General features: G+C 33.7%; 14 protein-coding genes and 1 tRNA gene. 3 read left to right on the top strand and 12 right to left on the bottom strand.

The window, feature by feature from the left end:
- The 4 genes from BMY56_RS14895 to BMY56_RS14880 all read right to left on the bottom strand — a co-directional run.
- Positions 1-263, bottom strand: a 263-nt coding sequence (locus BMY56_RS14895) for a helix-turn-helix domain-containing protein (RefSeq protein WP_143057829.1), incomplete at its 3' end; no start/stop codon positions are given.
- A 679-nt stretch (positions 264-942) separates the two neighbouring features.
- Positions 943-1,929 carry a hypothetical protein gene (locus tag BMY56_RS14890; protein ID WP_091625954.1) on the bottom strand — a complete coding sequence of 329 codons (987 nt, stop codon included), beginning with the start codon at positions 1,927-1,929 and terminating at the stop codon, positions 943-945.
- A 196-nt stretch (positions 1,930-2,125) separates the two neighbouring features.
- Complete coding sequence (locus BMY56_RS14885) at positions 2,126-2,608, bottom strand: hypothetical protein (protein WP_091625951.1); 483 nt, start codon at positions 2,606-2,608, stop codon at positions 2,126-2,128.
- Positions 2,609-2,690: 82 nt separating this feature from the next.
- Positions 2,691-3,764, bottom strand: coding sequence for a tyrosine-type recombinase/integrase (locus BMY56_RS14880; protein ID WP_091625980.1), 1,074 nt, complete (start codon positions 3,762-3,764; stop codon positions 2,691-2,693).
- 172 nt (positions 3,765-3,936) lie between these two features.
- Between BMY56_RS14880 and BMY56_RS14875 the strand changes: the two genes are divergently transcribed.
- The gene (locus BMY56_RS14875; protein WP_091625949.1) at positions 3,937-4,335 is read left to right on the top strand and encodes a hypothetical protein; all 399 of its coding nucleotides are present in this window, start codon (positions 3,937-3,939) and stop codon (positions 4,333-4,335) included.
- 71 nt (positions 4,336-4,406) lie between these two features.
- On the opposite strand, the gene BMY56_RS14870 is transcribed toward BMY56_RS14875, so the two are convergent.
- The 4 genes from BMY56_RS14870 to BMY56_RS14855 form a co-directional block, all read right to left on the bottom strand.
- Complete coding sequence (locus tag BMY56_RS14870; protein ID WP_091625946.1) at positions 4,407-4,829, bottom strand: hypothetical protein; 423 nt, start codon at positions 4,827-4,829, stop codon at positions 4,407-4,409.
- A 50-nt stretch (positions 4,830-4,879) separates the two neighbouring features.
- Positions 4,880-5,611, bottom strand: a complete 732-nt coding sequence (locus BMY56_RS14865) for a hypothetical protein (RefSeq protein WP_091625943.1) — start codon at positions 5,609-5,611, stop codon at positions 4,880-4,882.
- On the bottom strand, positions 5,604-6,923 hold the full coding sequence (locus BMY56_RS14860; RefSeq protein WP_091625938.1) for a tyrosine-type recombinase/integrase: 1,320 nt from the start codon (positions 6,921-6,923) through the stop codon (positions 5,604-5,606). The genes BMY56_RS14865 and BMY56_RS14860 overlap by 8 nt, the downstream gene beginning before the upstream one ends.
- Before the next feature lie 54 nt (positions 6,924-6,977).
- A tRNA-Met gene (locus BMY56_RS14855) sits at positions 6,978-7,051 on the bottom strand.
- A gap of 138 nt (positions 7,052-7,189) precedes the next feature.
- Here BMY56_RS14855 and BMY56_RS14850 point away from each other — a divergent pair.
- Together BMY56_RS14850 and BMY56_RS14845 are read left to right on the top strand one after the other, a co-directional pair.
- Entirely contained in the window at positions 7,190-7,573 is a 384-nt protein-coding gene (locus tag BMY56_RS14850) for an START-like domain-containing protein (protein WP_091625936.1), read from the top strand.
- A 52-nt stretch (positions 7,574-7,625) separates the two neighbouring features.
- Complete coding sequence (locus BMY56_RS14845) at positions 7,626-8,483, top strand: aminotransferase class IV (RefSeq protein WP_091625933.1); 858 nt, start codon at positions 7,626-7,628, stop codon at positions 8,481-8,483.
- Here the strand turns inward: BMY56_RS14845 and BMY56_RS14840 are convergent.
- The 4 genes from BMY56_RS14840 to BMY56_RS14825 all read right to left on the bottom strand — a co-directional run bounded on the left by BMY56_RS14840 (position 8,480) and on the right by BMY56_RS14825 (position 12,418).
- Positions 8,480-9,040: a YqgE/AlgH family protein gene (locus BMY56_RS14840; protein WP_091625931.1), complete on the bottom strand. Its 561-nt coding sequence runs from the start codon at positions 9,038-9,040 to the stop codon at positions 8,480-8,482. The genes BMY56_RS14845 and BMY56_RS14840 overlap by 4 nt on opposite strands.
- Before the next feature lie 110 nt (positions 9,041-9,150).
- Positions 9,151-9,423 (bottom strand): HU family DNA-binding protein, encoded by a 273-nt coding sequence (locus BMY56_RS14835; RefSeq protein WP_058102542.1) that lies wholly within the window; start codon positions 9,421-9,423, stop codon positions 9,151-9,153.
- A gap of 174 nt (positions 9,424-9,597) precedes the next feature.
- On the bottom strand, positions 9,598-10,545 hold the full coding sequence (fmt, locus tag BMY56_RS14830) for a methionyl-tRNA formyltransferase (protein ID WP_091625928.1): 948 nt from the start codon (positions 10,543-10,545) through the stop codon (positions 9,598-9,600).
- 1 nt (position 10,546) lies between these two features.
- Positions 10,547-12,418 (bottom strand): RecQ family ATP-dependent DNA helicase, encoded by a 1,872-nt coding sequence (locus tag BMY56_RS14825; protein ID WP_245737237.1) that lies wholly within the window; start codon positions 12,416-12,418, stop codon positions 10,547-10,549.
- Between the last annotated feature and the right edge of the window lie 3 nt (positions 12,419-12,421).

Below are 12,421 nucleotides of genomic sequence, written 5' to 3'. Positions count from 1 at the left end.
CATGCCTTGTGTTTTTCCTTCAATTTCAATATACGGTCCAACACTTTTTCGTTGGTCGCGTTCGGGTGCGGGCTACGTGGTTTTCTGGACAGCTCCCTAAGACCTTCGTAGCCTTCATTTTCAAACCGGGCAATGATTTTGTAAGCCGTCGGTCTTGAGATTTCAAAGACTCTACAAAGCTCCGTGATGGTGTATTTTCCAGTTCGCCATTCACAGATAAATTCAATTTTTTGTTCCATAATCGTATGTTCTTTCCAAGGCATAGCATCTGAATGTTGGTTCCAAATGCAACTTAAAAAGTGTAAACGATGTTTCTATAACTTTGTAAAGGATGTTTGTATATCGTACCATATGTGCTGTAACGCCTGAGCTAAGAGTAGTGCGGTTTTAAGGAAGCGATTCCCTTTGCGCCACGTCCCGAAGCGAAAGCATTTTGTTTTGGTTTATTTTTTACTATCGGAAGCAAAATCCGAATGATTTTGCGCCTTTATAAATATACACAAACGTTGCGATTAAAAACTTTACCACCGCATTACACTTAGGTTTTGTTGCCACAAGTATTTCCTATGCTGCGTTGCTTGCGTTTTGCTTGCGTACTTGAAGTGTTGCTTGCGAATTGCCACCCCGGGAGGGGGAAGCTGGCGTACTGCTTGCGTAACCGTTCCGTACAGATTGGAAAGCTTTTTTGCGTAAAGACCGCGACCGAGTATGAATTCGGTCCATCTATTTAGAATCCGATTACGTACTGATTTTAAGAGTTTATTGAGCGATTTTTCACTTTATGTTACACCTGCTCAATATTTGTGGCAACGTGTTTGTATATGGTTTGTTGCGTGGTTTAGCAAGACATTTAGCAAATAAAAACCGAATAGAAAATCCGCAAGGATTTTCGTAAGTAGGCTAGAACTAGCAATAAATTATATACGGTGTTGTAAACTGGCTTTATTCTAATGGTTTAATATTTTCTTCAAATCTTTTCAATGCTGTTTCTTCATTCAAGTGGTTTGGAAATGCCTTTAATATTTTTTCATATTCAGCTATTCCAATTGCTTTTACAATGTAAGCTTCGTGAATAAAATTCAAGTAGTAAATTAATTGTCCTAAACTTGAATGGAAACTTTTAAAATCAATATCTGCATTTACAAAACTTTCAATGTCTCGATAGTTGGCTTTTATTCTCAATCTATATAATAAGTTAAAAACAGAAGTTATCGGAATTGTTTTGAAAATAATATCCCAATGTTCTTTTTTAAATGACTTTCTAAATTCTCCTTTTGCGTTTCTAAAATCTCTGTGATTTTGTTTTTGTAGTCGACTTCTTTTATCCTCCGCATTTTTCTTTCTTGTAGTTTTTAAAAATGTAGCTAATTGCAATTCGGCATCTTCTAAACACTCAATTTTGCTTAAAACACTATTTTCTTTAGGGAAGCCTTTAAAGTTTGGAAGTCCAGAATATTCGAACTCATCTTTAAGTCCAGAGGTGTAAAAACTTATTGCAGATGGGTAATGCTTGTCTTTTACTGAATTTCCAAATAGTTTAATAGATTTTTCGTGTTGTTCATTAGCAATTCCTTGAGTTTCGTGGAAAGCAGTCATTGATAAATAAACAGAATAGTAAGCTTGTGGGAAATTCCAATGAAGTGAAAATTTATAATAGTCGTCATTGTCTATTTTTTCGCCAATTCTATATGCATATTCCGTACTCCAAGAATTCCAAAGAAGTTTTCGTACTTCTTCAATGTTAAATTTCTCATTCTTAATTTTAATTCCGTTGTAAAAAGGGATTTTTTTTAAGTCATACTTTTCTTCGTTACAATCAATACAATAAATAATCGAAAAAAAATGATTGAAAAATACTCTGGATGGAATAGATTTAGCTTGTTCAGCTCTTAATTTCAATATTCTTTCTCTAAATCCTGTTAATCCCATAAAGTTTCTTTAGCTTGTTTGCAACGTTTAAGCTAAGCGTAGTGCGGAGGCAAGGAAACTTTTTGTTTCCGTCTTCGCCGAAGCTATAGCTTTTGATTTTGCTTTTTCTTTTTTGTCCAAAGCTAAATCCCAAAGATTTAGCGACATTATAAATATACACAGACCTTATGATTTAGCCCAAAAGTCCGCATTACGTTTAGGCATTGTTGTAGTGCGTTTTTTTTCCGTCTGCTAAGTAAAGGCGTAATTTTTTAAATAACATTTTCTCCTGAATTCGGTAAACAAACCAGAACCATAAAAGTCCAAATGGAATCAGCAACAAAAGCCAAATAGGGAAGTCCGTCTGAGTGGCAAGTCCAGCAACACATATTATAGTCAGAATTATTAGAAAAAAATACAATTCAATCCGCACCTTAGTTTTCAACAGCACGTGAGTTTTATTTTCCCCTTTACGTGTCAACTCCGCAAACCCTTTTATTCCATCCACAGCAGTTGGAAATCCTCTAAACATCAATGTACCTAACGACCATTTTGCGAAGAACTCAAAGCGATTGTATTCTGACCATTTCGTTCTAAAATTCTTGTCATTATTTAATCGAATCCTTTCATTCAATTCGTCGATAGTTCCATTAAAAATGAATTCTTCTTTTAGTAAAATCGGTTCTAAGAATTCGTTCATTTATTTGGTTCAATTGATTTTTTTAAATGCACTACAACAATTGTATATGCGTACTGGTACGTATATTTCTTTTTTGTCCGTACTAATCTAAAGGATTTTTAATTGATTCAAAAGTATTTACCGCTACATGGGTGTAGATTTCTGTCGTCTTGCTTGATCCATGGCCTAGTAATACTTGAATTTGACGCAGATCAACACCCGATTCTAATAAATGAGTGGCAAAACTATGCCTTAAAACATGGGGTGTTACCCTGGTTCTTATTCGTGCTTTTACCGACGCCGTTTTTACGATCTTGAGTACGCTTTCCGCACTGTATTGTTTTCCCTGCCCGCCTTCAAAAAGAAATGTGGTGGGTTTATATTGTTTATAGTAAATGCGTAGATGTTCCAGTGCAGTCTTTGACAATAGGGTATTCCGGTCTTTGTTTCCTTTTGAATCCTTCACCAAGATCAGCATGCGTTTACTGTCCACGTCGTTTATTTTTAGGTTCAACAGTTCACTGCGCCTTAATCCAGAACCGTACAACAGTTCTATTATACACCTGTGCTTTATATTGTTGGTGTTATCGATAACGGAAAGAATTTCTTGCTTTGAAATTACAGTGGGCAGTTTCGATGATTTTCTAGGACGCTCGATCTCATAAAATCTGTTCGGCATCCCTAAGACCACTTCGTAGTAGAATTTTATAGCGTTGATCACTTGGTTCAAATAGGAGTTCGATACATTTTTATGAATCAAAAATTGAAGAAAGGCCCTGATATCACTTTCATCAAGGGTTGCCAATTCCCTGTCCTTGTAATGATTGATGAATATTTCAAAGAAGTTGACATAGGTTTTTACGGTAGCGTTGGCATATCGTTTCAGTTCAAGTTTTAAAAGGTATTCTTCAGGGCAAAGGCGGTATCCAGGTATGGGTTTTCGTTTTCTGAACCAAGAAACATCTACCGGTTCATCACTTTTGTTTAAAGGCCTGTTTGAAAGAAAACGGTTATAATTGATCCAAACAACGCCCTTGAAGGTGTTGAAGATTATGCCTAGGTTTTCTTTAGTATGAGGTATATACGCCATTTGGTGCCCAGAGCTCCATTTAGGGTCGGGCAGGCCTTTAATCAGACCCTGTATAAGTCTGTCCGGAGAAAATTTTATGCCTATCATCTTTTGGCCCTTGATCATCAGATGATATAGGGTTATGGATTTTAAATGTGATGTATTAGAGGAAGCCATACTATTGGATTAATGGATAAAAGAGCAATTTATAGGATAGAAATGATTTAATCGTACCTTAAGCGAATATTGTTCGCATAGGGATTCACTTAAGTTTATAGAAATGAGATTACAGCATGAATGTCTTTATTGTAAAAAGCAACTTACCGGTAGAACGGATAAGAAATATTGCAACCTACACTGCAAGAGTGCCTACCAATACCAAAAGGAAAAGGAACGACCGGAACGTTTCTATAATAAAGTGGACAACCAGTTGAAACTGAACCGGAAGATCTTAAAGGAACATAACAAGGGGGGAAAGGTAACGATACGGAGCAATGTTCTATTGGAGCTGGGGTTTGACCCGAATTTTTTTACCCACTACTGGAAAAACCAAAAAGGGGAGGTGTATCTTTTTGTATATGAATACGGATTTCTTAAAAAAACGGAGAACGGGAAGGAAAAATATGTACTGGTCACTTGGCAGGACTATATGGCAAAGAATTCAAATCTAAAAATCTAGTCGAAAGGCTGCTTGATTTACTTTTTTCGAAGATGTAATGAGATTGCAAATTATTTTCTGTTGACCGAATTTTACATATGAATTATATTACCTGTTATTATGTCATAATATGCAGGTTTTCCATGAATATCCCTTCCTATGTTCCTTACTAAAAAATAACGGGATTTAATGAACATTTTTAAATCTTCAATATCTTTTTTAGTAGCTGGTTTGCTGGCATTTGGAGTTGCAATATTCTTAACTATTTCTACAACAGCTATCCCTGCGGCAGCATTTCCAATTCCTGCTAAAGACATTTTTTCCTGTAAGCTTGGCTTTTCTGGTATCATAGGTTTTTCATCGATAGAAACAACATCAGGCACCTTCGATCCTTTAATCTGTTGGTTGTTTTTCCAGTTTAGACTTCGGCAAGAGTTACTACAGAACTTTTGTGCCCCTCTTCTTTTTGGAACATAGTCACCACCACAATACATGCAAATTTCAGTTTTTTTCATTATTATGCGTAAATTAAACGTTTAATTTACGCATAATTTATTGAAATCTTTTAACTGCCAATCTTGAAAATACGCTTCAAAAGAATTATCTCAGCTTCGGAATCTGAGATAATAGGCTGTTCTTTACTTTTTCTGATCAGTGTTTTCTGATTTGTAGAAGTGGGTAAGATCTCAAGAATATTTTCTTGTAAATCGGAAACTCCTGGTACTAAATTTTGTTTATCCCTAGTATAAAAAAGATTGGATAAATGGGGGAAAGATGTCTCTAACGATTTACCGATATTAAAATTGCCTTTGGGCAAAGATTGCATATCGGGATAAAACTGTTTTAAAATTGTTTCAAAATGTGTCTTGTGGAAATTATATTGGAGTTTAAACAAACCTTTAATGGAGTCCTCTTGAGGAAGTACCTGCTTTATATTTTCATTCAGCCAATTAGTAATAAAATATAAGCACTCAACCTGCTCATAGTATAATTCTAGAATGTAATTAAATTCCATTTCATCGGAACTTGCTTTTGCATTTAATAATTGCCGGGTACTTTTTTTTAATGTGCTCCCTTTAAATATTATCAGGTTATTATCCCTGCTTGTTCCGTACAATATAGGTCCCATATGATAATCTATGACCATTACCTTATTTTGAAGTTTTTCCAATTCTATTTCTCTATGGTTGTCCAAGAATTCATTTGAAACTTTATTGTCAGGGATAAAAAATAATAGCTCTTCCCACAGACTTGAGATCAGGTGCTTGTACAATATTTCCAAAGAGGTATTATTCATGTACATTTTTTAACATTGTAGAGTAGTCTTCGGGTAGTTCTGCATCTATATCCCTTAAATATTTTTCTAGGGCGGTCATGGAAGAATGGCCTGTAATCAGCATCAACTTACTCTTGGCCTCAAAGGGGGAGGCGTCCTTCATTAAAGCTCTATAAACTTTTGTTATGTAAGTGTGCCTAAAGCTATATAGCCCATAATCTATTCCTAATTTGAAATGGTCCTTGACCACTTTTTTAAAACGTTTGCTGAAATAGTCTCTTCTATTTCGAATTTCGGTGTCCCATTGGTCACCGATTTTCTCCGGTGTAAATAGGATGGCATCTTTATCCACTTTCGTAAGGTCCGGCAAATCCCTCCACAATAACTCTGGTATTATTTTGGTTTTTAATGGACTGTTCTTCGCTTTAAATTGTATTCGTCTATTTTTTATATCAATATCTTTTACTTTAAGTCGACAGACTTCTATTGGGCGTAAAAAGTTATAAGAGATAAATTTTATGTAGAGTAATAAAATCGGGTCTTGAACTTCTAAATATTCAAAAATCTCTTCTTGAATATTCTGGGAATATGTTTTGTTCCGTTCAGGGCTAGACTTTAATTTAGGTATTTTCTTTATAAAATTATTATTTATAATTTCATTGTCTACCAATACCTGAATAATACTGCTCAGATCACTTTTATAATTGTTTCTAGTACGTGCACTGTTTTTATCCAGAACATAGTTTAGAAATGAGGTGACAACTTTCTTATTAAGTTCAGTAATATATTTTATTTCCGGTTGATTTGTCGCAAGCCATTCTTGAAGATTTTTTATTTTACTTTGATAATCTCTTTTGGTAGTTTGGCTTATTACCTTTTCTTTTAGCTTAATTCCGAATTCAAATGCTTCTTGAACGGTCATATTTGGCTTTTCCAAAATGGTTTCGGATCGATTATTGAACTTATCGGACAAATCTGAAGTTGCGGTTGCCTTATTTTTAGTTTGTAAATTATTATGTAGATCTAAATTATCGGAATACGGATTATAACCTTTTTTCAATAACCGCAATAATACTTTTCTATAGATAACCAATACCGACATTCTATCTTCCTTGGTCCTATATTTATTGGTATCTCCATAAAAAGGAGTTTGACGTTTCAATTTTCCATTTTCAGGGTCCCGAAAAGAAAAATAAATATACCAACGTTTAGTCAAATCGCCTTTGGCGGAGTATATTTTAGGGATGGAAAAATTTCGTTTTAGAGACAAATCGTATGCACTTTCGTATTCATTTTCGTATTCGAAGGTAATTAACTCCTTAAAATTAGGCATAAAAAAACGGTTTAGTGAAAACTAAACCGCTGTTTTTAAAGATTTTAATCTTAGTAGCGAGAGGGGGGCACGATCCCCCGACCTCCGGGTTATGAATCCGACGCTCTAACCAACTGAGCTACCTCGCCATAGTATTTTTAAACGGCTGCAAATATAGTGGTAAATTATTTGTTCTTCAACTAATGCAGACTAAAAAATTTATAGTGCACAAATATTTTTTAATCATTTAGAAATATATATATTGCTCGGCATAAAGTAGTAGGAAAATGAGCGATAAAATAAAATTTGAAATAGAATTTGTAATTCAGTCTTCACCACAAATGTTATATCAATATTTGGCAACACCTTCGGGCTTATCAGAATGGTTTGCAGATAATGTTAATTCTAGAGGCGAGAAATTTACCTTTATATGGGACGGATCTGAAGAAGAAGCTAAATTATTAAAAAGAAAAACCGACGAATTCGTTCGCTTTGCTTGGGAAGAAGCAGAGGATGATAGTTATTTTGAAATGAAAATAATCGTTGACGAAATCACCAAAGATGTTTCTTTGTTTATAACAGATTTCGCCGAAGATGATGAAGTTGAGGAGTCTAAGATGCTTTGGACCAATCAAGTATCTGATTTAAAGCAGGTATTGGGTTCTTCTTAGAAATATTCTTATTTACAGTATCTTTGAGCCTTAATTTTTTAAGGCTTTTTTTATGTTCAATTTTAATGGTAAACTTATTAATGAGGAAGATAAAATTCTAGATGCAAAAAATAGGGGTTTGCAATTTGGTGATGGTGTTTATGAGGAGCTACGTGTTGTTTCTGGTGAAGTTATCTTTCTAGAAGAACATTATTTAAGACTAATGTCTTCGATGCGTATTCTTCGGATGGAAATTCCTATGAATTTTACAATGGAGTTTATGGAAGAAGAAATGCTTAAAACTATCTCAAATGAAGATTTAAAGCAGACAAAGCATATTAAGTTTACTGTATTCAGAAAAAATGAAAACGATAATGCCTTGGCTAATAATAGTATTTCATACATAGTAACAACTTCCATATTGCCAAATCATTTTTATGTTTTAGAAGAGAATGAATATGAAGTAGAGCTTTATAAAGATTTTTATAAGAATGCTAGCATGCTTTCTAATCTTGATACTACCAATAAAATTCTGAATGTTGTTGGTAGAATCTATGCTCAAGAGAATGATTACCATGACTGTTTGGTGTTAAACGAGCAGAAACAAGTTATAGAGTCTTTAAACGGTAATATCTTTTTAATTCAAAAGAATATTATAAAAACGCCACCGTTAACCGACGGTTGCTTAAATGGAATTCTAAGAAAAAAATTGATTGAAATTATCTCAAAACTAGAAGATTATGAATTACAAGAACTTAGCATTTCACCATTTGAACTTCAAAAGGCGGATGAATTATTTGTAATAAATGCTATAGACGGTATAATTTCAATTACGAAATATCGGAAAAAGTTGTACTCAAATTATGTTGCGAAAAACTTAATAGGCAAATTAAATGCGGCTGCAAGAATGTCCGTAAGTAAGGCTGTTTAGTTTAAACTAGGATTTTCTGGAGCATTAGACCAAAGCAAATAATCTCCACCTAATTGTATCATGTTTTCTTTCCAAAATGCATTTGCTGCCTTTTGTATAATCCTACTTTCATGTTCGTTTTCAATTACTATCCAAGATTTTGAGGATAGCTCATCATCAAGTTGTAGTGAAGACCAGCCCGAATAACCCAAGAAAAAGCGAATATCATCCTCTGAAATAATTTCTTTATTGATAAGCTCAACTGTGGTTTCAAAGTCTCCTCCCCAATAAATTCCGTCAGAAATTTCTACGCTGTTATCAATTAAGTGCGGCACTTTATGAATGAAGTAAAGATTGTCTTGTTCAACGGGGCCACCATTGTAAACCTGAAATGGAAATTCAATTTCAGTTACTAAATCATTTATTTGATACTCTAATGGCTTGTTCAATATAAAACCTACGGAACCTTCATTGTTATGCTCAGCTAACAAAACGACGGATCTATTAAAAGAAACATCACCCGTCAGTGAGGGTTCAGCAATAAGCAATTTGCCCTTAGTTGGTTTTAATATGATCATTACTTCTAGATGATTATATTTCTAAAGTAAGACAAATCCTCTTAAATGCAAAAATATAGAAACAAAAAAGCGCCTAAAAAGGCGCTTTTAAAAATTTTATCTATGTAAAATTAGTTTACAGCTTTGCCTAAATCAGCACCTGCTTTAAACTTCACTACATTTTTAGCAGCAATTTGGATAGTTTTTCCAGTTGATGGGTTTCTACCTTCTCTTGCATTTCTTTTAGATACGGACCAAGAACCGAAACCTACCAAAGAAACTCTATCTCCTTTTTTTAAGGAATTTTCAACATTTCCCAAGAAAGATTCCAATGACTTTTTAGCCGCAGCTTTTGTGATGCCAGCATCAGCTGCCATTGCATCGATCAATTCTGTTTTGTTCATAATGTGATTAATTAATTGTGATTAAAAAATTTATACCTAATAACAAATTTATATGGATTTATGACGAACACAAGTAAAACAAGGGGAAATCCCCTATTTTGTTGATAACTCAGCGTGTTTGTTGATAAAGTAGGGGTTTTTTTACAATTCTCGCAGCCCAATGACAACGGGGCTTTACCTCATTTTAGCGTTTTCTTCAAGATTTAAGCCATTTAGTACATCCTTAATGTGCATTCTTTTTTTTCCTTGAAGCTGTATTTCCTCTAAATTCAAGTACCCTTCTTTAACGGCAACCTTCATCTCTTTTTTATTGAAAATTAACGTTCCATTCTCTAAGTCATGTTGCTCAAGTTGCATGTTGGCTTTATATATTTTAGTTATAATTTTTGAATCAGAGTTTTCTAAGGTAGTCCATGCTGCAGGATAGGGGCTAAGACCACGAATAAAGTTATAGATATCTTCAATAGACTTGTTCCAATCAATTTCACAAGTCTCTCTATGTATCTTATAAGCAAGCTTTAAATCGTCGAGATTAGGTTGCTCTGTTGTTTTAAAATTACCATTCTGAATGCGCTCTACCGTTTTTAAAACTGTTTTCGCACCCAAACTCATTAACCGATCATGTAAATCTTCTGCATTATCTGTTTTTTCTATTGAAGTTTCATCCTGTAATATAATGGCGCCTGTATCTATCTTATCATCAATGAAGAAAGTTGTAACACCTGTTTTAGTTTCACCATTAATAATAGCCCAGTTAATAGGTGCTGCACCACGATACTGAGGTAAAAGAGAAGCATGAAGATTAAATGTGCCATATTTCGGCATATTCCATACCACTTTAGGTAACATTCGAAAAGCTACAACAATTTGTAAGTTGGCATTTAAAGATTTTAAGGTTTTTAAAAAGTCTTCATTCTTAAGGTTGGTGGGCTGTAATACATTAATATTATTCTCTAACGCATATTTTTTTACTGCAGATTCATTTAGTTTTCGGCCTCTACCTGCTGGTTTATCAGGTGCTGTAATTACACCGACTATGTTATATTCATTTTTAACAAGCATATCCAAAATGCCTACGGCAAAATCTGGGGTACCCATAAATATAATTCTTAATGCTTCCATGTTATATAAGTTGGTATTGGTTAATAGAATTTAATGTTATCTGATTTTCTTCTAATAATTCTCGTAAGGCGGTAATTACTATTTCCTGATTTATATTTAATCTTTGTTGAAGCTCTCTAGAGTTCGCTTTATTAATTCTTAAATATTCGATTATTTTCAATTTTGTATTGATAACATCACGATTATCTAGTGTATTTTTAATACAAACATCACATATACCACAAACTCTTTTTTGAATTTCTCCAAAATATTGCAATAACTGAACACTTCTACATATTGTATCATTTTCTATGTAAGCAAGCATTTTAGAAACATTCTCAACTTTAAGTTGATTCTGATCCTCGATTATTTTCGCAAATCGATTTATGGTTCGGTCATCATCTCTATGTACTAGAAACAATAGCTCTAAATCGCTAGTAGTACGTGTATAATCAATAATATTATCTGTAGCTAATTGCTCGAAATTCAGGTGTATGAGTGACTCAGATAATTGTGTCTTTTTACCTAATAGATAGGTGTTTATTTGAGTTTCAAATTCAAAAAGACCACCATAGGTTCTAAGTACTACTTTTATGAAATCTGCTAATTTAGGATTTTCGGCAATGTATCTATAAAGTGTTTCTTTGCCAGTTTTAAACTTAATAGTTTGTTTTTTAGAGAAATTCTCAGATAAAGAAATAACTGAATTACGGTCTAAAATCAATAGGGCATTATAGGTTAAGAAGGTATTCAATTTATAAACTGAGCAGAATTCATTAAAATTTAATTGAAATTTTGTTTCGGTAAATTCTCCATATCCAATTTGAAAATAATTATTCAATTTTAGATATATCTTTTTTACATAAGAAACATCTGGTAGAACTTCTAAAAACTGCTTTTTAACTAATAATTTATCCGTAGTATTTGTCAATAGAATTGCTTTCGAAGAAGCACCATTCCTGCCTACTCGGCCTGCTTCTTGAAAATAATTCTCTACACTGTCAGGTATTTGATAATGAATTACAAGCTCAACATCTGGCTTGTCTATTCCCATACCAAAAGCATTTGTGGCCACCATTATGTTCACTTTATCTTCCAGCCATAAATTTAGTCGTTCAGATTTAGCTTTCGGGTCTATTCCACCATGATAAAAAGTAGCTTTTAGACCATTCTTTAAAAGGAATTTATATAATTCTTCAGATTTTCTCCTGCTTCTAACATATACAATTGCGCTGTTCTTGACTTTTCGACAATACTGCTTAAGCTGATTGTTTTTATCCTCGGTCATAATAACCCCGAAGCCTATATTTTTTCTATAAAATGAATCTTTTTTCACCAAAGGCTCATGAAGTTTAAGTGAGGTAATTATGTCTTCACTCACTCTTTTGGTCGCTGTAGCGGTAAGCGCTATCATAGGTGCTTTCGGGTGTAAATCTCGTAATATAGAACATGTTAAATAAGCTGGTCTAAAATCATGACCCCATTGAGAAATACAATGTGCTTCATCGATAACGAATAAAGAAACATTCATTCCTTTAATTCGTTCTTGTACAAGCTCTTGTTGAAGACGTTCTGGAGATAAGTATAAAAACTTGTAATTGCCATACATACAATTATCAAGCAATTTATCGACTTCACTGAATTTTAGTCCACCTTTTAATCCTAGAGCTTTTATTCCACGTTTTTGTAGGTTATCTACTTGATTTTCAATTAATGCCATTAATGGTGAAATAACAATGCAAATACCATCTTTCATTAAGGCAGGTATTTGAAAGCAAAGAGACTTTCCGCCACCTGTGGGTAATAACCCCAATACATCTTGGTTATTAGCAACAGCGTTAATAATTTCTTCTTGTGAGCCTCTAAAACTATCAAAGCCCCAAAATTTTGACAAGAT

The sequence above is a fragment of the Maribacter orientalis genome, from assembly GCF_900109345.1.
Lineage (GTDB): Bacteria > Bacteroidota > Bacteroidia > Flavobacteriales > Flavobacteriaceae > Maribacter > Maribacter orientalis.
The sequence above is the reverse complement of the archived record's forward strand: the minus strand, read 5'-3'. Positions and strand labels throughout refer to the sequence as shown.